Here is a 23,437-nt window from a genome sequence, read left to right on the forward strand (position 1 = left end):
CGTTGCGAGGCGGTGCCGTCCGCGTGGTGTGGCCACTCCGCCGTCGTACGGCACGGCCGGGGCGCAGTCGGCGGCGGCTTCAGCCGGAGAGCTGTCGTCCCGGTTCGGCCTTGGCGTGCTGCGCGCGCAGGAAGGTGCGGCCGGCTTCGTGGAGGGTGTACCCGTGCCGGGGTGTGGGGTTGCCGGTGGGGCCCGCGCTCCACAGCGGACGTCCGATGGCGGGGTCGAAGTCCTTGGGCGGGCCTATGACGCCCGGTTCCCGGGTGTGGGCCGTGACGCGTACGTGGGCGCAGACGATGGACCCCTGGCTCTGGCCGGAGGCCAGGATCAGGCACAGCGGCGGCCTGTTCACCGGGTCGCGGATGATGTCCGCTGCGTGGGCCACCATCCGGTCGCGCTCCTTGGGGTCGGCCGCGCGGACGGTCAGCGACCCGAAGCTCTCCTGCAGGTTCATGGCTCTCACACCGTCGAACCAGACGTCGACCGTCTCCTCGCCCTCCCGCCAGGCGGCGCTGCGCAGCAGCAGCGTCAAGTGGCTGACGGTGTAGCGCCAGACGCGAAAGCGCCGCTCCACAGTGAAGCTCGTCGCCATGCCGTCCAGGGGCTGATCGATCATCGCCCCATGATCACCGCAGGAGGACCGTCCGGACAAGTGTGACGACATGGGCGCGGGCGCCCCGGCGCCGTCCGGGGGCGGTTACCTGCTGATCGTCATCGCGTCGCGGATGGCCCGCGTCCGCTCGGCGGCCTGCGCCATCGTGATGCTCGGGTCCATGCCATCCAGCCACAGGGTGAAGCTCACCGAGCCGACGGTGGAGTGATTGGCCCAGATGCAGACCGGCAGCATGTTCGTGTCGGTGTCCGTCACCCCGCAGCTGAGCCGCCCCTCGCTGTCGTGCGGGTCCTTGGCGTCGAATGCGGCCAACGGCTGCGCCCAGGTCGCCCGCGCATCGAGGGCAGTGGCGCTCACCTTCGCCGCCTCGGTGGCGGGGTCGGCGATCGTGCCCCAGGAGCCGCTCACGCTCAGGAAGTCGTGGTCGCCTTTGGTGTAGGGGGCGATCACGTTGCCGTCGAAGGTGCTGAAGCCGGGCGGCATCACGCTCGTGGAGCCCGCATGGACGACGGGCGCCTTGGAGGCGCTGTAGCCGCCCGGGAGGGTGGCCGGAGCGACGAGCTTGTAGGCACCGGGCGCCGCGGCCGAGGGGGGAGCGGACGGCGGTGCCACAGGCGGACTCTTCGCCGCACCCGCACCCGCACCCGCACCCGCACCCGCACCCGCACCCGCGCACGCGGACACGGCCCCCGTCAGCACGGTCAACACCGCGACAGCCCACACGCTTGGTGCAGCACGCATGTCCGCCCCCCTTCGATTGATCATCCTGAACGACCAGCGGACTCTACGCGCCGCCACGGGTACCCCGCCGAGGATTTCCGTGCCGGGGGTGCTGCGCCGGGCAGCGCCGTTGCCCGGCGCAGGCCCCCCCGTCGGGAGTACGCGGGCCGCCTGTGACGGTCAGGCAGCGGTCAGCAGCGGGTCAGGGCTGTACCGGATAGTCGGTGGCGCAGGGACGGACCGCGGCGAGCAAGGCGGTCGGTTCCGGGGAGAGGTGCCCGGAGTGGTTGATCGGGGGCCGGGGCTCTGGTCCCGGTCGGGTCCTTGAGGCCCACGCAGGTTCGAAGCGAGCTCACCGCCGTCCACGACCTGGCCCACGCGCGCGAGGAGCAGCGGCTGCGCCGCGCGCTGGCCTGGCGGGACCGGGCCGGGGAGGACTACCAGCGCGCCCGCCCCCACTCACCGCACGCCGCCGCCGACCCCGCCGCAGCCGCCGACGCCCACGCCGAGCAGGCCCGGATGCGCACCGAGGCGGCCCGCCAGGCCTGGCAGGCCGCCGAGGCCGTCAGCGCCCGCATCAACGCCGAGCGACGCCTGCGCCGACTGCTGCCCGACCGCCCGCAGGCCCACGACGACCACGACGGCGACCTGCCCGACTGGATCACCCCCACCGCCGCCCTGCGCGACCCACTCACCCCCCACGACTGGCGCCGCCACCTCACCGAGCGCCGCGACATCATCGACCGCCACCTCGCCGCCCGAGGCGCCCTGCTGGCCACCGACCCACCGGCCTGGGCGAGCCCCCTGGGCCCGGTGCCACCGCCCCAGGCCGGCCACCGCCCGCGCGGGCGGTGGGAGCGCACCGCCGCCCTCACCGACGCCTGGCGCACCCTCAACCAGGTCCCCGCCGACACCCCGGGCCCGGGCCCGCGCCCCGAAACCGACCCCCGCGCCGCCGCCTGGGACGCCCTGACCGCCCGCATCCGCGCCCTGCACCACCAGAGCCTGACCCTGCACCAACTGCGCCACCTCCGCCACCGTCCGCCACCGTCCGACCTCACCCGCCAAGCCCTGGACCAGCTCGCCCAGCTGCGCCTGCTGCGCGCCGCCCCGCCCGTCCTCGCGCCGCCCCGGCCCACGCCCGACACCAAGCCCGCCACCGCCCCCGCCCCCGCAGCCGTGGTACCCGCGCTGGCGCCGCAGGCCGAACGCCTCGCCCAGAACGCCCTGGCCGCGACCCTGGCCGGGCAGCCGGCACCCCAGGCGTGGGTGGAGCAGATCCCCGCCCCCGACGAGGACGACACCGCCCAGCAGCACCTCTACCGGCGCCTGGTCGCGGCCCTCGCCCACTGGCGGCTGCGCCAGAGCGTCACCGGCACCGACCCGCTCGGCCCGCCCCCCGAACAGGACCACACAGCCGAGTGGCAGCACCTGTCCAAGGCCCTGGACCTCTACCGGCGCGCCCGCGTCGACGACCGACTGCAGCTGCTGCGCATCCGCCGCGAAGCCGACCGCGAACGCCTGGAGGCCGCCGCCCAGCAGGCCGCGGCCACCGCCACCCGTACCCCGCCCGGCGCGCCCTCCCACCCGGCACCGGGCACCAAGCCCTCCCATCCGCGCCGGCCCGGCCCTCGCCGCCGACGCTGACACCCCGCCGCCACCGGCCCGCCGCGGCCGCAACAAGCCCCGACAACTGCCGCGTGATCCCGCCATGTGGGAGAGCGCCGCCCCGCGCTCCCGCCCACCGGGAGCAGGACACCGCAACGGTTGTCCCGGCCCCCGCCACCCGCGCACGCTCGCCATCCAGCCCACCGCACATTGCGCCACTCGACGAAGGGGACAGGCTTGAGCACGCCGGCACACCCCGAGCCCGTGCAGTACACGCTGATGAGCGTCTACACCGACCTCTACCTCGAAGGCAGCGACGGGCCCGCGCTGCTCACCGCGGACCCGTTCGCCGCCGCGCACTTCTTCCTCGACACCGACCGGCCCAGCCTGCGCGAGGTCATGGCCCACGCCGTCGGCCCCGGCGGCGACCTCGTGCCGTGCCGGCCGGGCGAGATCGTGGAGCGCGCGCTGCGCGAACTGCCCCAGGGCGATCCACGCCGCACCATGCTGCACGTGGCGCAGGCCGACTGGCTCGAGGACCGCCTCTACGACCGCCAGGACGAGCCGTTCGGTGTCGCGGCGAGCGACCCGCAATGGATCCGCGCCGGAACGGCCTGGGGCGCCGCGTTCGCCGCCGCGCCGGGCCCCGAGGTCCTCGCCGCCCTCGCCGAGCGCTACCCCCGCGGCGAGTTGGGGCAGCGGCAGCTGGTGATGACGGCCCTGCGCACCGCCCGTGCGATCCGGCAGGCCGGCGGCACGGTCAGCGAGACGGACCGGCCGTGGATCGCGGCGAACTGGCGGCACCTGAACGCGACGTGGCCGGCCCGCGGGGAGCCCGCGGCCAGCGCGGCGGCCACCTGGTACCTGGAGCGCCTGACCGACCTGGACCCCCTGACCGGACGGGCGCCCGCCGATCTCACCCAGGCCCAGCGCACCCGCTGGCGTCAGGCAGCCCTCGCCCTGCAGCGCGACCTGCTGGTGCTGGCCCCGCACCTGCACCGGGGCCGGATCGAGGCGTTCCAGCGCTCCGAGTTCGCCACCCCACCCGCCCCCGGCGGCCCGGCCGTCGTCGCCGCCGGCGCCGGGCAGGTCGGGCCCCTCGACGCGGTCATCAGCGCGGCCCTGGACCTGCTGCCGCTGCAGGGCGCCCAGCGCGAGGCCGTCGCCGCCGTCGCCGCCCGCGCGATCCGGGCACCGGACCTCCTGCCGCTGCCCGGGCAGCCCGCCGGCGACACGGCCGCCGCCCTCGCCTGGCGCCGCCAAGTCCCCTCGGCGCAGCGCGCGGCCGACGACGCCGACGACTCCGTCGCCCAGGCCTACACCTACGTCGCCCGGACCCGACACGGCCAGGGCCGGCCCGGCGCCGAGGAGGGCAGCACGGTGCCCGCGCGCTCCTGGGCCCAGGAGACGACCGGGCGCCATGCGGTGCTGGGGCGTCTGCTCGCCCTCGCCGAAGCCGAACACGCCGCCACCGCGCACGAGCCGCGCCTGTTCGAGCTCGCGGCCGCGGCAGCCGATGAGGCCCGCACCCTGGCCCAGGCCCAGGGCCTGCCGCCGATGGAGGTCCACTACGCCGTGACGGCCGCCCACGCGGCGTGCTTCGACGCCGCACGGCACCTGCTCGACCAGGCCCTCCACGAGCAGCGCCACGCCGTGCGCCGCGCCATCGCCGCGCACTTCCCCGGCCGCTACCGCCTGGAGGAGCAGCTCACCGGCAACCTCGACAACCAGGCCATCGCCCGCGCCCAGCAGACCCACCACGTCCTTGGACGCGAGCTGGACCAGATCCTCGCCCAGGAGCGCGACCCGGGCGCCCGCGAGCGGCCGACCGCGCAGCAAGTCGCCGAAGCCCAGAGCAGGACGTCGTCCAGGCGCCGCCCGCCGGCGCCTGGACGACGTCCTGCTCAGGGAGAGACCCGCGATGGCGATGGCACTCAAAGCGCTACGGGCGGTCATGAACATCGCCGCCCCGCCCCTGGACGCCGGCCAGGGCCTCGCCCGCCTGGCCGACCACCACCAGGAGCTCACCGACCTCCTGGCCGCCGAGCCCCACCCCCAACCCACCGCCCCCGCCGCAGCCCCGGCCCGGCGCGCGGCCGCGGCCCGGCCCCAGCAGACAGCCCACTCCACCACCCCCACCCGAGGAGTGCGATGACCCGCCCCGCCGACCCCGACACCCCACCGCGCGACCGGCTGCCCCGCGCGACCTGCCGCACCCAGGACCCCGAACTGTTCTTCCCCGCCGGCAACCGGGGCCCGGCCCTGCTGCAGACCAAACAGGCCAAGGCCATGTGGCCGCACCTGCCCGGCGCGCTGCGCATGCCTCCTGCGGGCGCTGGAGACCAGTCAGGACAGCGGCGTGCGGGGAGGCCTCAGCGCGGAGGAACTGCGCGCCATCCGCCGCCGCGCGGCCACGGCCCGGGCCCGGGCCAAGAACGCCGCCCACGACAGGCAGCGGCACCCGCCGGCCCCCGCACCGGCCCCCGCAGCCGTGGCGGTGTAGGCGGGGGACCGGCAGCGCTTGCCGCCGACTCCGCGGCCGCCCACCGCGGCCCAGCCGCAGCTGGCCACCCGGTGCCCCCGGATCCCTGCAGGCGGGGCAGCGAACAGATCGCCTGACAGACCGTCACAACAGTTTATTCACTGGCCATCCGGCAGTCGCACTGATCGACTGATCGCTCAGATCACTGCCGCTCACCCGAAGGACCACCCACATGCTCCCCAACCGACGTGTCCACACCGCGGTGCTCTGCCTGCTGCTCGCCGGCGGCGCCGCCGCGTGCGGCACCTCGAAGGGCTCCTTGGACAAAGCGGCGGCCCCCGCCTCCTCACTGCCGACCTCCACGGCCCCCGCCTCAGCCAGCGCGAGCGCCTCACCCACCGTGGACATCAACACGCTGACCCCCACCCAGATCGAGCAGCAGTCGCAGAGCGCGATGGCCTCCCTCGGCTCGGTGCGGATGGCCGGCGACATCACCTCCGGCGGCCAGAAGATCACCCTCGACCTGACGGTCGACAAGGCCCAGGACTGCTCGGGCACCTTCACCATCGGCGGGTTCGGCAGCGTCAAGCTGCTCCACAACAGCGCGGGCACCTGGATGCAGCCGGACGCCGCCTTCTGGCAGAACAGCGCCGCCCAGCAGGGCAACGCCAAGGCGGGCCCCGCGATAGCCGAACTGCTCAAGGGCCGCTACCTCACCGGCAGCCAGGACGACCCGAACCTGAAGCAGATGACCGCGATGTGCAACCTCATCCAGTCCATCGCCGACGACGGCTCCACGGACGACACCGCCCCCACCAAAGTCGGTCCCACCACGATCAACGGCGTCGCCACCCAGGGCTTCAAGGCCTCCGACACCACCGTCTACGTCGCCGCCCAGGGGCCGCTCTACGTCATCCGCATGGAGACGACCGGTGACGACGCCGGCCAGATCGACTTCAGCGACTTCAACACGCCGCTGGTCGTCCAGGCCCCGCCAGCCGACCAGGTGATCGACTACAGCGTCTTCCAGCAGAAGGTGAAGTCCGTCTGACAAGGGGGTTGGGCACCCGGGTCCGCCCGGGCGCCCAGCCCCTCCCCGCGGCGACCGGTCAGGGCGTGACAGCGGCGTACGAGAGCGGCAACGGCCCGGCGGTCCAAGCCCGACCAACCCAGCACGCTGAGCACACGCGCGAGCGCGCCACTGTTCAGACGCCGGCCCCCCGGACCGGCCCGGACCAGCCGAAGGGCTTCGCTGACGAGCGTCCCAGAGGTGCGCGGGCCCGCGGCTACGGGGCGGGTGCGGCAGCCCGGACGCCGAGGTGGTACTCCTTGGACACCGAGCAACGCCCGTGCCCACCAAGCCGATTGCAGGCCAGCCCCACACCGGGCCCAACCCGCCACCACCGGAGAACGCCGTGACCCGTGACCCCAACCGGCGCTTGTACGAGGACGGCGAACTCTTCGCACTGCACCTCGTACACCAGGCCGCCACCCCGACGATCACGGCCGACACCGACCACGCCCTACGCGACCTGGCACACCGCCACCCACCCCTGACCGCCCGCGACGCCGCCCTCTCCATCACCGGGGCCCTGGCCCGCCTGTCCTATACAGCGCTGCGCACAGCGGCAGCCCGCCACCACCCGCCGACCACCGGGCACCTGCCCGACCTGACCCCCGCGGTGGCACCCACCACCGCCCAGGCCCGGGAGATCACCGACACCCTCGACCACCTGGACACCGACCTGCTGACCACCGACCCCACCCCCTCGGGCACTGCTTCATCGAGCTCACCCGCCTCGCCCTGGCCGAACAGCTGCCCGGCGGCCGGCCCCTGCACGAAAGCGCCGCACAGCCCCCGCACTACGTCCTGGCCCACGGCCCCGCAGCCACCGACGCCCTGCCGGCACTGGTCGTGCGCGCCGCGCAGCTCACCCTCCAGTGCCTGCACCACCTACGGGGACCCGGCACCGCGCGCGCCTCCGCACTGGACGGGGTGCCGGCGCGGGTCCTGGGTGCGCTGACGCAGATCGCCCACAGCGCAGTCGGCCCCGCCCGCCTACCAGCGCTGCCGCATCCGGGCTTCGGCCCGCATTGACCGCGCCGGCGCCGTAGAGCCGTCGCCTCCCACGGAACCGGACTCGTCCTCCGTGCTGTCGATCACCACATGCATCCGATAATCCAGCGTGGCAGCGTCCTCCTCCGACAGCTGCTGCTCTTCGGCTGGCTCCAAGCACGGAGCTGCGCCTTCGCCGTCGCGCTGTTCGCAGGCATGGCTTCGGTACGGCTGCTGCCGGTGACTCCCATCGCCCCCTACGACCTTCTGCTCCTCTACGGGTTGCTGCTGACCGCGCTGGCCTGGCTCCTCGGCTGGGAGTCCCGACGCGAGATCGCCGTGATCGCCGCCTGCCATCTCCTCGGCCTGGTACTGGAACTGGTGAAGGTCGGCGTCGACTCCTGGAGCTACCCCGAAGCAGCCCTGACCAAGGTCGCCGGAGTCCCGCTCTACAGCGGCTTCATGTATGCCGCCGTCGGCAGCTACCTCTGCGCCGCCTGGCGGATCATGGACCTGAAGGTCAGCAGGTACCGGCCGAACGTGGTCGCCGCAATAGCGGGAGCCGCCTACCTGAACTTCCTCGCCGACCACTGGATCTCCGACCTGCGCTGGGTACTTGCCCTGACACTGTTCTGGGTGTCGGCGGGCAGCACGCTCCACTTCACCGTCGGACGAACGCGGCATCGGATGCCGTTGGCCCTCGCTTTTGCCCTCAACGGCTGCTTCCTCTGGCTCGCCGAGAACATCGCCACCCGCCTGGGGGCTTGGCGGTACCCCTACCAACTGCCGACCTGGCATCCGGTGTCGGTCGGCACGTGGTCGTCCTGGGCGCTGCTGGTGCCTGTGATGTTCGTACTCGTCCACCGGCTGGTCGGGCCACCAGGACAGTCGGGACGACGCGATGGCCGCAGTATCGCGCAGTGAGCTCCCCGACCCCGCCCCGGCCGGCGGCGTGAGCCCAGGCCGCCCGCTCCCAAGAGAGGAGGGCCCGATTGGCGCCCTCCGTCAGCACTGGCCAACTACCGTCCGTGTTGGAACAAGCAGGCAGCCCGCAAGCGCCGACCGTGGCCTGGTCCGACCGGTGCGAACGGACGGGTCGAGGACTCAGTCCGTGACACCTTCCAGCGGGAGGCGGTCTCGGTAGTACTGCGACTCCAGCCACGCTTCCTTCACGAAGAGCGGACGTGTGAGCCGCGCTGCGCCAACCCGCTGGTCACGCAGAAGGATCCCGAGGTCGGTCAGGGCGAGCGATGCGTCCGGGGTGAACAGGATGCAGTTCCCGTGCTCTGCGGCGTGGTCCAGAAGAAACTGCTGGCCCTGCCCTGAATCGTTCCCTGCCAGGGGGAAGCCGTCCAGCCAGACCTGCGGACCGATGACGGCGTCCAGCGCGACGCATGCAAGCAGGCCGGCATCGTAGAACGCCTTCACCCCGTCCGAGAAGTCCTCCTGACCGTACGGGCCACCAAGCCGTGACTCCGGCTCGGAAACCAGCAGCGCCTCGGCAACTTCCGCTGGACACATCCCGAAGAGCAACGGCCCCACACCGATGTCGGGCCGCAGCTCCCATCGCTCCCGCTCCCCAACCACGCTCATCCGCCCACCCCTGGTTCTGGCCCCGCCTACATCGTGTTCGTTGCCTTACCGCCTGCACAACGCCAGGGATCAAGATGCCAAGCCAGCTGCTCAAGGGCCAACCGAAGGGCTCGGCGACACCTACGGTGAACGCCACCAGGGGGTGGTGACAGTTGTCGCGTTCAGGTGACGCTGTGCTTAGTTGGTCAAGCGGGACAGGGTAGTTGGCCAGGGTGAGCCGAAGGGCCGGATGGCAAGCGGTTCACGCGCTACCGGGCCTCGGCGGGCCGTACGCGGGCTTCCAGCAACGGCCTGCACCCGGATCTGCGCGGCGAGGACGGCTCCGACGCATAGTGCCGCCGGTTCGCCCCAGTTCTGGAGCGCCTTCCTCAGCTTGACTCTGTCGGTGATCTTGGTCGCTAGGGTGTCAGCTGACGGCTCGCCAGGAGCGCAGACGCGGGATGCTGTGCTGGTCGAGGTGGTCCTGGAAGGCAGTCGGTGGTCGCGGGGGCGTGTTCTCGCCCGGTGGCTGCCGGCTGAGGCGTTCGATGTTGACGGCGATGGCGGTGAGCACGTGCTGCAGGTGGGCCTTGGCCTGCCCGCGGTATCGGCAGCGGCGCATGCCGTGGCCGTGGGCGAACTCGCAGATGGTGCCCTCGATGCCGGACCGCACCGCGTAGCGCTTGTGCCAGGCCGGTTCCTGCTGCTCGGCACGGTTGCGTATCTGCAGTTCGTGCAGCTCGCGCGGGGGGAAGCCCACGTTGCGGGCGGCGTCGCGGGAGGTGGTGCACTTGGCTCGGACCGGGCAGGGCTGGCGCTGGCTCTTGGTGAAGCGGGCCACGATCAGCGGGGCGGCGGTCGGCGAGGATGTCGGGTAGGGGCCGTGCCAGCCCCTGCTGACCTGGCCCTGCGGGCAGGTGACCTCCTGGCGGTCGAAGTCGATGCGGAAGTCGTCGCGGGCGAAGCCCTCGCCCCGGCGGTGTTGGTGGGTGGGGTTGCCCGGCAGGGGTCCGACGACGGTGATCCGGTGCTCGCGCTCGGCCTGCTCCAGGTGGACCAGGGAGGTGTAGCCGCCGTCGACCAGGTGGTGGTCGGGCCGCAGTCCCCGGTGGTCCAACCTGGTGTGGATGCCGGGCAGGACTTCGGTGTCGGCGCTGGTAGCGGGCATGGTGGCCACGTCCGTGATCACATTGACGCCGTCGTTGGAGCAGGTCTCGGTCACGTGCGCGAGGAATCCCGTCCAGCGGGTGACCTGCCCCCGGCGGGCGTATCGGGCCGTCGGGTCGTAGGGCGAGACGATTCGGTGCGCGGAGGGCGGCAGGCCGCTGTCGTCGTCATCGTCGCGCCAGCGCAGGCGGCCGGCGGTGTCCCAGTAGTAGTTCTGAACGAGGATCTGCCGCAGGGTCCGCGTCTGAGGGCCTTCCAGCAGGCCGGGATGGTTGCGGGCCAGGTGTTCGATCAGTCGGCGGGCGTCTGCCCCGGTGGTGTTGATCCTGGTCTTGGGCCGGGTGGGGTTCTTGCCCAGGCGCACCGGCCGACCATAGCGGCGGCCCCAGTCCTCCTCGACCAGGTCGGCCAGCGCGTGGCCGGCGGTGCGGGCGAGTTCCTCCAGGGCCGCCCGCATGGCTTCGGTGACCAGTTCCAGGCGGGTCAAGTTGCGCACGGCGGCCAGGACGTGGGTGGAGTCGGTGCGCTGGGTTGTGCGCTCGCGGATCAGCCCGGCGTCTTTGAGACGGGCCAGGGCGAGGTCGAGGAGGCGGTCGGCCCGGCCGTCCTCCAGCAGGCGGTCGCGGAAGTCGGTGAGCACGCTGTGATGGAAGCCGGGGTCGTCGAGGTCGAGGCCGAGTGCGTATTTGAAGTCGATGCGGCAGCGTACGGCCTCGGCGGCGTCGCGGTCGCAGAGCCCGAGCAGGAACTGCAGCACGCTCACCGTGGCCAGCTGGGCAGGCGAAAGCCCGGGACGCCCGTCACGCGGGTACCAGTCGGCGAAGTCCTCGTCGCTCCACAGACCGTCGAGGTGGTCCCGCACCCACATCGCCGTCGTGCCACCGGGGTTGCTGGCGCGCGCCATCCGCGCGGTCAGCGCCGGTACCTCGGCACCTGGACGGGGACGCATCGACATATTTGACTCCTCATCAGTCTCACGGGCTTCGTACACCCGCAAGACTGACGCACCACCATGATCCCAGGCGGCCGAACACCAAGATCACCGACAGAGTCAAGCTTAGTGTCTGTGCGGCGGGCAGAGAGGGCCAGGTCCGGTCGTCTCCGTCGGCTGCCAGGACGAGCTCGGCCGCAGTGTTCTCCACGGGGACCAACGGATGCACCTGCGATGAGCGTGCCGGGGGCTCTGGCCAGGAATCAGACCCGCCGCATCCGGTAGACGCAGGTCCGGTAGGGCATCTCGACGCTGTCGCGGCCGGCTAGGGCCGGGTCGGTGGCGGCCAACTCGCCGATCTCCCGGTCCAAGCGGGCCTGCTCGGCGGCGTCGGCGGTCAGGTAGTAGGAGCGGGACCGCGCCAGGTCGATCAGCCGGTCCGTCGGGATGGTCACGGTGTGCTCGGTCAAGCCACGTTCGGGTTCGGTGAACCATGGCGTCACCGGCCCGTAGTGCCAGGCACTTTCCAGGCCGTATCCCTCCTTGCCGACGATGTCGGAAAGCGCGGCCACCCATGGGGTCCGATCGTCACGGATGTTCCACATCGCAGCGAAGACGCCTTCCTTGCGCAGCACTCGGTGAATCTGCGGCAGGGCGTCCTGCGGAGTGAACCAGTGATATGCCTGCCCGACCACGACGGCGTCGACGGACTCGTCCGGCAACGGGATGTCCTCGGCGCTGCCGGCGAGCACCTGCGCTCCGGGGCGGCGTTCGGCGGCCACAGCGCGCATCTGCTCGTCGGGCTCAACCGCGATCACCTCGTGGCCGGCGGCGTGCAACACACCGGCCAGTAGCCCGGTGCCCGCCCCCAGGTCCAGGACGCGCACCGGCTTGGCGCCGATGGCCCACGCGACCGCCCGTACTGGGTAGGTGGGCCGGATCGAGTCGTACAGGCGGGCAGCGGAACCGAAGGACAGCGCAGAGGTGGACATACTCGTGTGCGTACCCAGACCCGGTCGGTAGTACCCGCGCGGCGGCAGTCCAAGCACGCGCCGACGGTTGCGGGCGGCGTGCCCCGTCACCCGAGTGGTTGGCGTTGGGGCACCAGCACAACCTGCACCCACCTGGAACGACCCCTCGCCCCGACTTTGCCGAAGCCCTGCACGGCCGACTGACGCAACAATCCTCGGACCGGCCCCCACTCGTTTCCCCTTCACAGTCGGTCTCAGCCGCGTGCAGAGCGTCGCATCGCCCACTGACAGTCGAAACTGACGGACCATCACCACCCGCAGTGAGTTGCACCACGCGGACCGGAAGCCGCAGCGCCCCCGCCACTCCGGCCGCCACACGGCCCGGTCCGCACACCCGAGGCGGGCCCCCGCCCAATCCTGCGGTGGGACCCCGTCGACACGCTCCACAAGCACCTGGCCGCGCTGTGCCCGGACACTGTGCTCGAGGGGTGTCTTGGCGGTGAACCACCGGTTCACGTGGGAGGGGCTGAGGGATTCGCGAAATCGCCCAGGCTTGCTCACCCAGCTGTCTCCTGAACGATGTTCGGGACGCTGGCTACGGCACCACCTGCCAGTCGATGCGGTGGTGTCCGGAGGTGTGCCGGTGGCTGCCAGGGGTGAAGCGGTGAAACGGTCGGCCGCTGTCGAGGCTGTCCGTCAGGGCCGTGAACAGGTCGGCCAGGTCGGTGGCCAACAGGTGGCCGTCGATGTCGCCCGAGCCGACGCCCATCTCGTACAGGTGCCCGTAGGTGGAGCCCTGACAGTGGTCCACGAAGAGCAGGCCGCCGTCGCCTGGATGCGCGATCAGGGGCTTGCTGTCCCGGTCTTCGGGGTCGCAGGCGTCCTGGGCGAACAGGTCGGCGAACGAGCGGTGTTCGGTGACGATGCGTTCGATGGTGTTCAGTCGGTGCCCCAGCGGAAGGAAGGACCCCGCGGGGAAGAACTCCCGGTCGCCGTCGAACTGTGGCACCACGACGCCGTCGTGCGTTTCGAGCAGCGCGCGCGGCTGGGGGTGCAGGGCGAAGCCGAGCTCGTCCTCCAGGTGGGTGATCTGCCCGGCGTCGGCCGCCGGCCGCAAGGCGGCTTGGTCGGCCGGGGAATTGGCGGCAAGCCAGGCGGTGAAGCGCCGCCAGGCCCGGTCGAAGGCGGGGACATCGCTGTCAGTGTCGGTCATGTGAGGACCGTAGGGCGGCGCACCGACTCGTCGGCGGGCGCGTGCGGCGTGCCAGGTGGGAGTGTCGGGCCGGGCCCCTGTCGGTGTGACCTGGCAGCATGCGGGGGATCAGTACCCCTCGAGCGAAGGTCTTACACATGAACCGCAGTGAACTGGTGGTCGCGATGGCTGAGCGTGCCGAGGTGAACCGCAAGGACGCCGACGCGATCCTGAACGCCTTCGCCGAGATCACCGGCGAGGTCGTCGCCAAGGGGGACGAGAAGCTCACCATCCCCGGCTTCCTCGCCTTCGAGCGCACCCTGCGCGCCGCCCGCACCGCACGCAACCCGCAGACCGGAGACCCGATCGACATCCCGGCCGGGTACAGCGTCAAGGTCAGCGCCGGCAGCAAGCTCAAGGACGCCGCGAAAGGCCAGTGACACAACTTCGGGGCCGGCCACCGCGGTCACGGGTACCGGCCCCGAACTGGCCAGCCTGAACGCGTCGACAGCGCCGACTCCACGGACGCGGATCCCCCGCAGGGCGAGCCTGTCGTACCCGGCTGCCAGGATCGGCCTGTGCCGACCCTGGACGACTTCCCCAAGAACAGACGCTACGCCCTGATGTGGCACTACGTGCTGTTCCCCGGACTTACCGCTCTGGAGAAGTCCGTGCGCAAGCCGGGGCGGGATCACTGCACCGAAGCACGGCTCACGCTGCCGAACCTCACAGCCGCACACGCAGACGACGGCATGGTCCACCTGATGCGCGGCGACCAACTGCTCTGCCAAGCGGCCCCCGGCGCGCGGGCTGCGAGCCATGTCACTCCAGGGCACGAGCCGGATCAGATCCGGCCGCTCACACCAGCGGCGGACCCTGGCCAAGTGCCCGAGGACCAGAGGTGCACGGCGGGGATGGACTACACCGAGAAGATGCACAGCTGGCCGCGGCCTCCCACCAAGACCGCCTCTATCCGGCCGCTGCGAGCCGCCCTGGTCGACGCACTCGGTCCGGACTGCCACCTCTGCGGGCGCTACCCCGGCGCGATGGTGGACCACGATCACGGCACCGGGCTGGTCCGCGGACTCCTGTGCGCCCTGTGCAACCGCACCGCGGACTGCTGCGTACACCTCTCAGAGGGCGGTCTGTGAGCATTTGACCGGTTCTGGTGTCACCTGATGGTGTGAGTGTGGACTGGAGTTCGCTCGCTTGCCACCGCTGCTCTGCTGGGGTGGGGGCGTGAGTGAACGCAAGCCGTACCCAAGCGACTTATCGGATGAGCAGTGGTCGTTGATCGAGCCGGTCATCACAGCCTGGAAGGGCCGGCATCGGTCGGTGAGCGGCCATCAGGGCGCCTATGCGATGCGGGAGATCGTGAACTCGATCCTCTATCAGGGCAGGACCGGCTGCCAGTGGGCCTACCTCCCGCACGATCTGCCGCCGAAGAGCGCGACGTACTACTACTTCGCCGCCTGGCGTGACGACGGGACCGACCAGGTGATCCACGAACTACTGCGCTGCCAGGTTCGCGAGAGGGCCCGCCGATTAGAGGACCCGACCCTGGTGGTCCTGGACACGCAGAGCGTCCACGTGGCCGCCGGGGTCCCCGCCTCCACGACCGGTCTGGACCCGGCGAAACGGGTTCCCGGTCGCAAACGGGCCCTGGCCGTCGACGTGTTGGGCCTGGTCATAGCCGTCATCGTCCTGGCCGCGAACACGCACGACAACGCCGCGGGCATCGCTCTGCTGGACCGGGTCGCCGAACACACTAGCGGCACCGTCCGCAAGGCCCTGGTCGACCAGGGCTTCAAGAAGCAGGTCGCCGCGCACGGCGCCGGCCTGGGCATCGACGTCGAGATCGTCGAACGCAACCCGCAGGACAAGGGGTTCGTTCCGCAGCCGAAACGCTGGAGAGTCGAGCAGACCTACGGGATCCTGGTCCTGCACCGGCGCCTGGTCCGCGACTACGAGCACAGCCCGGCCTCCTCCGCCTCCCGCGTCTACTGGGCCATGACCTCGGTCATGGCCCGCCGCCTCACCTGCGCGAACACGCCCACCTGGCGCGACCCGCAGGTGGTGACGGCGTGACCATCCAGCCCCTCCTCGACGCGCTCGACATCCAAGAAGACGCCGCCCGGGCCATGGCCGACGACCTCCGCAGCCAAATCCAGGAACTGCAGGGCCGACTGCGGGAGGCCGAGACCCAGCTCGAACACCTCGCGATCACCCGCAAGACCGTCACCGCCCTCGCCGACCGCCTCCCGGCCCGGACCACCCCGCCCGAGCACCCGGACTACCCCCGCATCCTCGCGCTCTTCAACGAGGCGACCGGCCCCCTGCGAGCCCGTGACGTCTGCGAAGCCCTCGGCCACGAACCACAGCCGAAGAACATCGAAGGCACTCGCGCCAAGCTGAAACGCCTGGTCAAACTCGACGTCCTCACCGAAGTCGACGCCGGCAGCTTTACCAAAAAGCAGTAGCCGACCGAGCCCCCGCGACCAGCAGCCCTGTCCTGTCTCACTTCGAAACGGAAATCGGCTCTCGAACAGCCCTCTGACAAAGCATTACAGAAGACCCGCTCAGGGGTGGAGCGACGTGTGCTGCGCCCGGGCGATGAGGTCCGGCAGTTCCGCCATGTCTTCAAAGACCACCGTGTGGGGCCCGTCGAGCCAGTCGGCGGGTGTTAGGCCGCCCGCGTAACCGAAGGCGCGCATGCCCGCGGCCCGGGCGGCCGCGACGCCGTACTGGCTGTCCTCGACGACGACGCACCGGCTGGGTTGCACACCCAGCCTGGCGGCGGCGTGAAGGAAGAGGTCGGGGGCGGGCTTGCCGTTGGCAACCTCGCTTGCGCTGAAGATCCGCCCGGCGAAGCGGTCATGGAGGCCGGTCTGGACGAGCGTGGTGCGCAGCCTCTCGTGGCTGCTGCTGGAGGCGACGCACGTGGGCAGGGTGATCGCGTCGAGCGCCGCCACGATGCCCGCCACCGGAGCCAGCCCGGTCGCGAAGGCATGGGCGTAGAGGGGCTGGAACTCTGATTCCCAGCCCGTCGGCAGGGGCCGACCGAGGTGCGCCTCGACCTGCGAGACCATGAACTCGTGGGAGCGGCCCGACGAACCGGTCGACGATCTCCTCAATGGTCAGTTCCCAGCCGAGGGCCGCGAGCACCACCGCGTCAACCTGCACGGCCAGGCGCTCACTGTCTAGCAGGACGCCGTCGCAGTCGAAGATGACAAGGTCGATCGAATGTGTCATCCCGCGAAGTGTAGCGCAGTGATGATCACGGACCCGGCGGCGCCCGGGCGGGCATGCGCACCGTCGCCTCGCTGGAGTCAAGGGAGCAGGGGGGCGTCTCGAAAGCTCACAGAACGGCCTCTCAGATTGTCCGAAGGCCGAGTACCTCAACAACCCGCCAGCCGCGCCCCTGTAGGCAGACCGGATGCCCGATCCAGCTGGTCGCGGCCGCGACCAGCACACCCCACCCGACCGCCGCCTTACCCACCACGAAGGCCCGCTGGCCAGCAGGCGCGTCCTGCGGCAGGTCCAGCTGGGGGCGCGCCAGGCTTGGGTGACGATGGTGGGGTGGAGTGGCCGGCCTGCACCATGCCCAGCTGCGCGCCGGGGACGCAGACGGCGCCCGCGTCGTTCCACCTATTGTTGATCATGCAGGGCCTGGTGCGGCGAACTCGTCGATCCAGCGGAGCGGTTGGCGAAGGAGCGGCGATGGTGGCAGGAGACGAGGCGGTGGGCCGGGCCTGGTTCGGCGCGGCGGCGCTGGCCTCGGGGGCGTTCTCCGCCGTGTTCGTGGAGGCGATGCGGGTCGCGAACTGGGGCGTGGATCATCCGGTGCCCGTCCCCGGCGACGACTCACCGGGCGGCGGGGACATGGGGGCCGTGTTCGCCGCGCCGTTCTTCGCCCTCCTCGCGGTCGTCTGCCTGCTCTTCCCGCTGCTGTGGGGGATCACGGTGATGCGCAGGCGCAAGGGCCGGGCGGCGCAGGAGTTGGCTGTGTTCTCCACCGTCCTGCAGGGGGTCGCCCTGCTGCTGGCCCTGCCGGTCTCGTCGAGCCTGCCGTACGGCTGGGCCGGCGTCACGGCGCTCGCCGCCGCGGAGCTGCTCGCCCTCGGCATCGTCCTGCAACCGCTCTGGTCGCGGGCGCCGGGGCTGAGACGGCCTGGTACTCGGCTGTAGATCGTGAGCTGGATCGTTTTCGGCAGGACTCATCACCCTGCCGTTCGGTCAGACGCAGTCGGCGCATGCCGGCCCGTCCCCGACAGCGCGCAGTGACCCCACCCACCCCGAGGCCCCGGCCTCCCCAGCAGCTCACCACCGCGCCCTTCGGCTGTCAGGCCGATCAGCCCCGGGGCTCCTGTCACCACCCCAGCGACGTGCCGAGTCTTCGGCTGCTGGGCATGAGCCCCGGGTTGCCTGTCGGCCGTGCCCGCCTGGCAGGCCTGCGGGATCCCCATGACGGCTGGTCAGTTGGCTTGTTCATGGCATGGAACGCCACGTGATGGTGCATGATCACAGCGTGAGCATGCGGTGGGTGGGGCGCAGGGACGATCTGCTGGCGGACCTGGCGGACCTGGCGGACCTGGCGGACGCGGTGGTGTTTTTCGGCGCGCAGCCAGTCGATGACCCCGGTGCCGCACACACCGAAGGCCGACTGCTCCCTCAGGGGCGGGTTCGTTCAACGGACGGGAACCGGCCGGGGCAAGAGCTCCTGCAGGAGCGCCGCCGTCTCGGCCTCCATGTCGACGTCTCCGAGCTGCTGGTTGATCTTCGCGAGGACGGTGGCGGAGGCCCGCAGCGCGTCGATGTCGCCGGCTGCGTGCAGCGCGCGGAAGACGCAGCGGTGCAGTACTTCGTTCTCCTCGGCGGCCAGCAGTCCCTGGCGTGCCGCCCGCAGCGCAGCGGGCAGGTCGCCCGCTTCCAGGCAGCGGGTGGACAGCTCGTACGCGACGGCGGTGATCTCGGAGACCATGCCCTGGATGGCGGGCTCGGCCCAGGCGTAGCGGCCGGGGTCGGTCGCGGCGAAGGGACGGCCGCGGACCTGGGCGAGCGCCCGGCGCAGCGCGAGGTCGCCGTCCTCGCCCGGGTCGGCGAGGCCAGCGAGGGCGTACTGCTGAAAGGTAGCCCAGTCGCAGGCGACGCTCGGGGCCAGGCGGTAGCGGCTGTCGCCGGTGTCCTGGACCCGGGGGAGGGACGCGTGCCCGTCGGGGTGGTTGCCGAGCCAGGAGCGCGCGCGGGAGATGAGGGCGTTGCGGACCTGCTTGCTGACAAGCTGTCCGGGCCACAGCGCGGCGTCGATGGCGTGGTGGTCGACGCCCGGGTTGAGCGCGAGGTAGGCGATCAGCTCGGTGGCGGACCGCTGCCGGTTGGAGTCGACCCGGCCCGCCGCACCCTCGATCGCGAGAGCGCCGAGCAGCAGTACGGACGGCCCGCGGCCCGGGGCGGCGGCTGTGCCTCCCGCCGGCCGGCCGGGGGCCTGGTGGGGAGCGCGGTGGCGGCGGTGGGAACCACCGCGGTCGCGGGGGCGGGTGCCGCAGGCGGGGGCACCGGGGCGGTGGGGATCGGGGTGGGCCACGTGTGCTGCGCCGGGGTGTCGGGCGGGGTGTCGTCTTCGGCCAGGATGTCGGCGAGGGTCGGGCCGCCGTCGGGGTCGTCCTGGTCTTCGGTCGGCTCGGCCGGCGTCTTCACCGGCAGCGGCGCGGCGGCGGTGCTCCCGTCCGGTTCGACGGCGAGGTCGGTCTCGGCGTCCTGCTCGTCGGTCAGTGCTTCGTCCTCCAGGGCCGCGTGCTTGGCTGGCAGCCCGTCCTCGTCCGCGTCAGCGACTGCGGTCGGATCGAGAACGGCTTCGTCTGCCCAGACCCACGCGGGCTCGGTGATCCAGGCTGGTGCGGGGAGGTCCGCTTCGCTCGAAGCGAGGGTAAGGATCTCGACGGCATCGGCGAAGTGCTCGTCGCTCAGCCCCTGGAGGCGGATGGGCAGGCCGGAGCCGGGCAGGAGCACCGTCACGTCGGGGTCCTCGCAGATCAGCGTCCACCCACCGAAGGTCGCTTCATCGCCGGTGGCGATGACCGCGCTCGAGGTGCGGGGCTGCTGGGCGAGGGCCTCCAGGAGGCGATCGGTATCAGGGCCGGCGGCCAGTTGCTGCGCCAGGACGATGTGCGGAGTCCAGGAGTCGCCTGCCCCATCGCCGAGGCGGGCGGTCCTGGGGGAGTCGGCCCCGAGGGCGGCCAGGGCGCGGCGCTGGTCGGCGGTGTGGGCGGCCAGCGCGGTCGCGCCCTGCGCGAGGTCCGCAGTGCGGGCGACGCGCTCAGGCGCCGCGGCTTCCAGTCCCGGTGCCGCCTCGCCCAGGGCGGCGATCTCCAGGTGCCCGGGCAGCGGTGTGGTGGCGAGCTCGACGGCCAGGGCCTGAAGGACGTGCCGGGCGAAGGCACGGTCGCCGCTCAGCTGCAGGATCCCGATGTGCTCCAGGTCGACCAGGACGAGGTGGCCTCGGGTGTCCCAGCCGATGGAGACCAGCGCCGGATAGGGCGTCTCGGCGTCTGCGAGGGCTTCGTCCTCGGGCAGATCCGGGCTGCTCGCAGAGCAGGTCCACAGGTCGGTGCGGCCGGGAGCGGCGGTGAAGGGCTGCATCGGGGCCGTGTCGGCGGCCAGGTGCAGCTCGACGCGGGCCTCGCGCAGGACGACCGCCTCCACGATGGGCAGCTCCCGTCCGGCGTCCGCGAGGTTGAGGGCCAGGGTGCGCAGGGACCGGTCCAGCAGGTCGAAGCCGGCGGGGTGCTGGGCGGCGCGTAGGGACTGCTCGGTCTTGGCAGCGCGGCCCGTAGGAAGGGGAATGTGCCGCCCGGGCGGCAGGCGCCGCTGCTGCAGGCGCCGGCGCAGCGCCACCGCGCCGACCAGCGCCGCCGCCAGCGCTCCGGCCCCCAGCCAGACCTCGGCGGGCGCGAGGACGTGCGCCGTCGCCTCAGCAGCTGGCTGCGCGGTGCGCAGCTGGACAGCGCCGCCCACCTGGTCCGGGGGTGCGGCAGGGCTCGGCGTGTGGGCGCTCGGGGAGGGGATCGCCGGTCGCGTCGGCGCCGGGGTGGCCGGGCTTGCTGCTGGTGGCGTCGGCCGGCTCTGCGTCGGGGCCGAGCCCGCGCCCGTGGTCGCCGTCGGCATGGACGGGGTGTCCGGCTGCACCGCTGTCCCCCGGGTCGGCGATTCGGTGCCGGCCGGTGTCTGCGCCGTTCCGGGCGGGGGCGGCACGGTCAGCTGCTGGCCGGGGTGGATGAGGTCGGGATCGGAGATCGTCCCCTTGTTGGCGTCGGCGATGGCTGGCCACTGCTCGGGATCCCCGTACGCGCTCTGGGCGATCGACCAGAGGCTGTCGCCTGCGTGCACCGTCACGTGGCTCTCGCCTTGGCCAGATCCTGTGGAGGGCGTCGCTTGCGCGTCGAACGGCTGCTGCTGGGAAGTTGGGCTGGTCGTGCTGTCCGAGGTTGCTCCGGCGGCCGGTGCTGCCGGGGCGGTGGTGAGGCGGGCGTCGGCGGGCAGGTTGATGACCGCGCCCTGCGGCAGGTATCCGGCAGCGGTCTCGGGCAGGGTCGGGTTGAGGGCGGCGATGTCCGTCCAGCGCTGTCCGTCACCCAGATAGCTGACTGCCAGGTCCCACGGCGACTCGGTCGGCGACTGGACGGTGTGCGTCGGCCAGGCCGTCGGGTTCCCGACAGAGGCGGGTCCCTCCTGGGAGGTTGTCCTCGCCTCGGAGGGGGGTGACTGCTGCTGAGCGCCCTGGACGGTGGTGGGCCCGGGGCCGGCGGGGGCGTCGGGTAGGAGCAGGGTCCAGCCCGGTTGGATGGTGTCGGCGCTGAAGAGGGTGCCGTCGTTCATGGTGCGGTCGGCGTTGAGCTGGGCGATGTCCTTCCAGCGCGTGGCGTCGCCGAGTTGGTGCTGGGCGATGCTCCACAGGCTGTCGCGGTCTTGCACCGTGTACTGGCGGTGCTGAGCGGCCTGGGCGCCGGCGGAGGGCGTTGTCGGGGTGGCCGCCTGGGCGACCGAGGCGCTGGCAGGGTGCTGGCCGGCGGTGGCGGCGACCAGCGGGCGGGCGGTGGCCGCGCTGGCGGGCGCGGCGGCGGCCAGCGCGCTGCCGGTGGGCAGGAGGATGAGGATCGCGCCGACCAACAGCGCGGCCAGGCGCTGCGGTGCGCCGAACGCGGGCAGTCGGACGGCGCCCCGGCCGGTGAGCTGGGCGGGGATCTCCAGCAGCACGCACAGCGTGAAGCCGGCCCAGGCGCTCCAGCCGACGGCGGTGAGCACCGCGATGAACGGTGTGCCGACGTCGTTGCTCTGCGGGGTGAGCAGGCTCTGGAGGTCGGCGGTGCTGACGCCGTGGGGGAGCAGGGTGGTGGTGAACAGCCACAGCAGGGCGGGCACACCGGCCAGGAGGGCGAGCAGCGTCACGAGAGCGGCGATGGCGCGCAGGGCGGCGGCCAGGCGGCTGCCGGTCCTGCCTCGGGTCCTTGGGTGGGTGGGCGGTCGCATGCTGGGTCCTACCCTTCGGGCGCGGTGACGCCGTGCAAGAGTTCGGCGGTGGCGTGGCCTTCGGCGCTGAGGGAGGAGACGCCGATGACCTGGAGGAAGAGGGTCTTGTGCCGGGCGGTGACCTGGACTTCGAGAGTGGTGCCGTCGGCGCTGGGGGTCGCGGTGCCCGTGGCCCCGGCGCGGGCGAGGTAGTCGTCGGCGGCGGCGACGGCCTTGGCGGGGTCGATGACGATGGCCTGGCCGGGGATGGCCTTGGTCGGGTCGACGGCCTGGCTGCCGGCCCGGGCCGCTTCGGCGGCGAGGGCGTCGGCGTTCTCGACGGCGCGGAGCTTGCCGCCGCCGTCCACGACGAGGCCGATCATCATGAACGCGCCAGCCATGACGATCACCCACCACAGGGTGATGCTGCCCCGGTCGCGACCGGCCCGGTTCTTGGGTGAGCGGTGAGCGGTCATCAGGTGCGGGGCCTCCACCGGTCGATGACGGAGGTGAACGTCGCCGACATGTCCTTGCCGCCGCTGACGGGCAGCCCGAGGTCGGACAGGGTCAGCCGGCAGTGGACGCTGGCGGTGACGGCACCGTACTGGCCGATGGGGGCGTCGAAGCCGGAGGTGTCGACACTGATGTCGACGCTGGCGCAGTGCAGGTGCTGGTCGGCGAGGGTCTGGGCTGCGGCGGTGCCGGCCTGCTGCTGGGCTGCGGCGGCGGTGGGGGCCAGCGACGCCTCGCGGGCGGCGTCGGCCGCCGCCGCGTCGACGGCGTCGCCGGCGTTGATGATCCGTCCGCCGACCATGGCCAGGGCCAGCAGCATGAACCCGGCGGGGACCCAGATGGTGAACTCGATCGCGGCGCTGCCCTCGTCGCGGCAGCGTGCGCGGCGGCGGATCACGGTGCGATCCACTTCTCGACGGGGCCGCTGGCGTGCTCGGTGACGCTGATCGGCAGGCCCAGGACGTTCTGGGCCGTGCCGGTCACGGTGATCTGTATCCGCTCGCCGGTGCTGCCGTCGGCCGAGATCCGGGTGCCGGTGAGGGTGCCGTGCAGGCGGTCCAGGACGCTCTGGGCGCGGGCCAGGCCCGCTTCGGTGCCCGACCCGTAGCCGCGCGCGCCCTGGACGCCTTCGCGGGCGGCGGTCTGGGCGGCCTGCTGGGCGAGGTAGATGTTGCAGGCGGTCACGACCATGAAGAGCAGCAGCAGGGCGGCGGGGAAGCAGATGACCATCTGGATGCTGGTGTCGCCCCTGTCGCACCCCCGACGGTGGGCGCGGGTGCGGACCCGGTGCAGGAGGACGCGAAAGGTCATCAGAGGCTCGTCATGTCCGCGAGGTGCTTGTCTCCCAGGGTCTTGAACGCGGCGACGGCGGTGACGGCGAACAGCACACCACCCACGATCCACAAGATGGTGGGGATGTTGACGTCCCCGCGGTCGGGCGCGGCGCGCAACTGCTCGGCGCGTGCGCGCAGCTGGCTGGTAGCGGCGTCCAGACGCAGGTGGGCGGCAGCGCTCAGGCGCAGGGCAGTGCGGTTGAGGTGGTTCATGGGGCTGTTCGTCCTTCGTCGGTGACTCGATGGGCGGCGGGCGCCGGCGGGCCGGCGGCTG

General features: G+C 72.3%; 20 protein-coding genes and 2 pseudogenes. 10 read left to right on the forward strand and 12 right to left on the reverse strand.

Translation table 11 applies throughout. The features are described from left to right. Positions 1-79 precede the first annotated feature (79 nt). Both P3T34_RS39460 and P3T34_RS39465 read right to left on the reverse strand, forming a co-directional pair. Positions 80-616: a hypothetical protein gene (locus P3T34_RS39460; protein ID WP_280671644.1), complete on the reverse strand. Its 537-nt coding sequence runs from the start codon at positions 614-616 to the stop codon at positions 80-82. Positions 617-697: 81 nt separating this feature from the next. Continuing rightward, on the reverse strand, positions 698-1,225 hold the full coding sequence (locus P3T34_RS39465; protein ID WP_280671645.1) for a hypothetical protein: 528 nt from the start codon (positions 1,223-1,225) through the stop codon (positions 698-700). Between the two features lie 432 nt (positions 1,226-1,657). On the opposite strand from P3T34_RS39465, the gene P3T34_RS39470 reads away from it, so the two are divergent. From P3T34_RS39470 to P3T34_RS39490, 5 genes and pseudogenes are all read left to right on the forward strand, one after another. Continuing rightward, the gene (locus P3T34_RS39470) at positions 1,658-2,980 is read left to right on the forward strand and encodes a hypothetical protein (RefSeq protein WP_280671647.1); all 1,323 of its coding nucleotides are present in this window, start codon (positions 1,658-1,660) and stop codon (positions 2,978-2,980) included. A 2,112-nt stretch (positions 2,981-5,092) separates the two neighbouring features. Further along, positions 5,093-5,444 (forward strand): annotated as a pseudogene (locus P3T34_RS39475) (WhiB family transcriptional regulator). Between the two features lie 211 nt (positions 5,445-5,655). After that, the gene (locus P3T34_RS39480) at positions 5,656-6,474 is read left to right on the forward strand and encodes a hypothetical protein (RefSeq protein WP_280671649.1); all 819 of its coding nucleotides are present in this window, start codon (positions 5,656-5,658) and stop codon (positions 6,472-6,474) included. A gap of 364 nt (positions 6,475-6,838) precedes the next feature. Then, positions 6,839-7,447 carry a hypothetical protein gene (locus tag P3T34_RS39485; RefSeq protein WP_280671650.1) on the forward strand — a complete coding sequence of 203 codons (609 nt, stop codon included), beginning with the start codon at positions 6,839-6,841 and terminating at the stop codon, positions 7,445-7,447. Between the two features lie 143 nt (positions 7,448-7,590). Then, positions 7,591-8,403 (forward strand): DUF817 domain-containing protein, encoded by an 813-nt coding sequence (locus P3T34_RS39490; RefSeq protein ID WP_280671652.1) that lies wholly within the window; start codon positions 7,591-7,593, stop codon positions 8,401-8,403. A 180-nt stretch (positions 8,404-8,583) separates the two neighbouring features. Here P3T34_RS39490 and P3T34_RS39495 read toward each other — a convergent pair whose 3' ends face one another. The 4 genes from P3T34_RS39495 to P3T34_RS39510 form a co-directional block, all read right to left on the reverse strand. Continuing rightward, positions 8,584-9,072: a hypothetical protein gene (locus tag P3T34_RS39495; protein WP_280671654.1), complete on the reverse strand. Its 489-nt coding sequence runs from the start codon at positions 9,070-9,072 to the stop codon at positions 8,584-8,586. Between the two features lie 406 nt (positions 9,073-9,478). After that, positions 9,479-11,173, reverse strand: a complete 1,695-nt coding sequence (locus P3T34_RS39500; protein ID WP_280671656.1) for an IS1182 family transposase — start codon at positions 11,171-11,173, stop codon at positions 9,479-9,481. Between the two features lie 239 nt (positions 11,174-11,412). Next, the gene (locus tag P3T34_RS39505) at positions 11,413-12,141 is read right to left on the reverse strand and encodes a class I SAM-dependent methyltransferase (RefSeq protein ID WP_280671658.1); all 729 of its coding nucleotides are present in this window, start codon (positions 12,139-12,141) and stop codon (positions 11,413-11,415) included. A 574-nt stretch (positions 12,142-12,715) separates the two neighbouring features. Then, positions 12,716-13,333, reverse strand: coding sequence for a cell wall assembly protein Knr4 (locus P3T34_RS39510; RefSeq protein WP_280671660.1), 618 nt, complete (start codon positions 13,331-13,333; stop codon positions 12,716-12,718). Between the two features lie 137 nt (positions 13,334-13,470). Here P3T34_RS39510 and P3T34_RS39515 point away from each other — a divergent pair, with 137 nt between their 5' ends. The 4 genes from P3T34_RS39515 (at position 13,471) to P3T34_RS39530 (ending at position 15,792) form a co-directional block, all read left to right on the forward strand. Beyond that, the gene (locus P3T34_RS39515) at positions 13,471-13,752 is read left to right on the forward strand and encodes an HU family DNA-binding protein (RefSeq protein ID WP_280671661.1); all 282 of its coding nucleotides are present in this window, start codon (positions 13,471-13,473) and stop codon (positions 13,750-13,752) included. A gap of 138 nt (positions 13,753-13,890) precedes the next feature. Then, positions 13,891-14,463 (forward strand): endonuclease domain-containing protein, encoded by a 573-nt coding sequence (locus P3T34_RS39520; protein WP_280671663.1) that lies wholly within the window; start codon positions 13,891-13,893, stop codon positions 14,461-14,463. An 88-nt stretch (positions 14,464-14,551) separates the two neighbouring features. Then, positions 14,552-15,400: an IS5 family transposase gene (locus P3T34_RS39525; RefSeq protein ID WP_280671665.1), complete on the forward strand. Its 849-nt coding sequence runs from the start codon at positions 14,552-14,554 to the stop codon at positions 15,398-15,400. Further along, on the forward strand, positions 15,397-15,792 hold the full coding sequence (locus P3T34_RS39530; RefSeq protein ID WP_280671667.1) for a hypothetical protein: 396 nt from the start codon (positions 15,397-15,399) through the stop codon (positions 15,790-15,792). The genes P3T34_RS39525 and P3T34_RS39530 overlap by 4 nt, the downstream gene beginning before the upstream one ends. 99 nt (positions 15,793-15,891) lie before the next feature. On the opposite strand, the pseudogene P3T34_RS39535 reads toward P3T34_RS39530, so the two are convergent. Continuing rightward, a pseudogene (locus P3T34_RS39535) lies at positions 15,892-16,564 on the reverse strand (HAD family hydrolase). Positions 16,565-17,032: 468 nt separating this feature from the next. Here P3T34_RS39535 and P3T34_RS39540 point away from each other — a divergent pair. After that, the gene (locus P3T34_RS39540) at positions 17,033-17,500 is read left to right on the forward strand and encodes a hypothetical protein (protein WP_280671669.1); all 468 of its coding nucleotides are present in this window, start codon (positions 17,033-17,035) and stop codon (positions 17,498-17,500) included. 1,161 nt (positions 17,501-18,661) lie between these two features. Here P3T34_RS39540 and P3T34_RS39545 read toward each other — a convergent pair. The 5 genes from P3T34_RS39545 to P3T34_RS39565 are packed head-to-tail and all read right to left on the reverse strand — an operon-like array spanning position 18,662 to position 23,376. After that, complete coding sequence (locus P3T34_RS39545) at positions 18,662-21,838, reverse strand: LysM peptidoglycan-binding domain-containing protein (RefSeq protein ID WP_280671671.1); 3,177 nt, start codon at positions 21,836-21,838, stop codon at positions 18,662-18,664. Between the two features lie 8 nt (positions 21,839-21,846). After that, positions 21,847-22,293: a pilus assembly protein TadG-related protein gene (locus P3T34_RS39550; protein WP_280671673.1), complete on the reverse strand. Its 447-nt coding sequence runs from the start codon at positions 22,291-22,293 to the stop codon at positions 21,847-21,849. Continuing rightward, positions 22,293-22,727, reverse strand: coding sequence for a TadE/TadG family type IV pilus assembly protein (locus P3T34_RS39555; protein WP_280671676.1), 435 nt, complete (start codon positions 22,725-22,727; stop codon positions 22,293-22,295). Before P3T34_RS39555 ends, P3T34_RS39550 begins: the two co-directional genes overlap by 1 nt. After that, positions 22,724-23,140: a TadE/TadG family type IV pilus assembly protein gene (locus P3T34_RS39560; RefSeq protein ID WP_280671678.1), complete on the reverse strand. Its 417-nt coding sequence runs from the start codon at positions 23,138-23,140 to the stop codon at positions 22,724-22,726. The genes P3T34_RS39555 and P3T34_RS39560 overlap by 4 nt, the downstream gene beginning before the upstream one ends. After that, entirely contained in the window at positions 23,140-23,376 is a 237-nt protein-coding gene (locus P3T34_RS39565) for a hypothetical protein (RefSeq protein WP_280671680.1), read from the reverse strand. The genes P3T34_RS39560 and P3T34_RS39565 overlap by 1 nt, the downstream gene beginning before the upstream one ends. Positions 23,377-23,437: the final 61 nt, after the last annotated feature.

Origin of the sequence: Kitasatospora sp. MAP12-44 (assembly GCF_029892095.1) — a bacterium.
In the GTDB taxonomy this organism is placed as follows: Bacteria; Actinomycetota; Actinomycetes; order Streptomycetales; family Streptomycetaceae; genus Kitasatospora.

What these genes read in the sequence shown, in the direction of transcription:
- P3T34_RS39545 (WP_280671671.1), bottom strand. Translation starts at nt 21,838, where the DNA reads ATGCGACCGCCCACCCACCCAAGGACCCGAGGCAGGACCGGCAGCCGC.
- P3T34_RS39495 (WP_280671654.1), bottom strand. Translation starts at nt 9,072, where the DNA reads ATGAGCGTGGTTGGGGAGCGGGAGCGATGGGAGCTGCGGCCCGACATC.
- P3T34_RS39505 (WP_280671658.1), bottom strand. Translation starts at nt 12,141, where the DNA reads ATGTCCACCTCTGCGCTGTCCTTCGGTTCCGCTGCCCGCCTGTACGAC.
- P3T34_RS39540 (WP_280671669.1), top strand. Translation starts at nt 17,033, where the DNA reads ATGGTGGCAGGAGACGAGGCGGTGGGCCGGGCCTGGTTCGGCGCGGCG.
- P3T34_RS39560 (WP_280671678.1), bottom strand. Translation starts at nt 23,140, where the DNA reads ATGACCTTTCGCGTCCTCCTGCACCGGGTCCGCACCCGCGCCCACCGT.
- P3T34_RS39460 (WP_280671644.1), bottom strand. Translation starts at nt 616, where the DNA reads ATGATCGATCAGCCCCTGGACGGCATGGCGACGAGCTTCACTGTGGAG.
- P3T34_RS39500 (WP_280671656.1), bottom strand. Translation starts at nt 11,173, where the DNA reads ATGTCGATGCGTCCCCGTCCAGGTGCCGAGGTACCGGCGCTGACCGCG.
- P3T34_RS39550 (WP_280671673.1), bottom strand. Translation starts at nt 22,293, where the DNA reads ATGACCGCTCACCGCTCACCCAAGAACCGGGCCGGTCGCGACCGGGGC.
- P3T34_RS39510 (WP_280671660.1), bottom strand. Translation starts at nt 13,333, where the DNA reads ATGACCGACACTGACAGCGATGTCCCCGCCTTCGACCGGGCCTGGCGG.
- P3T34_RS39480 (WP_280671649.1), top strand. Translation starts at nt 5,656, where the DNA reads ATGCTCCCCAACCGACGTGTCCACACCGCGGTGCTCTGCCTGCTGCTC.
- P3T34_RS39490 (WP_280671652.1), top strand. Translation starts at nt 7,591, where the DNA reads ATGCATCCGATAATCCAGCGTGGCAGCGTCCTCCTCCGACAGCTGCTG.
- P3T34_RS39515 (WP_280671661.1), top strand. Translation starts at nt 13,471, where the DNA reads ATGAACCGCAGTGAACTGGTGGTCGCGATGGCTGAGCGTGCCGAGGTG.
- P3T34_RS39565 (WP_280671680.1), bottom strand. Translation starts at nt 23,376, where the DNA reads ATGAACCACCTCAACCGCACTGCCCTGCGCCTGAGCGCTGCCGCCCAC.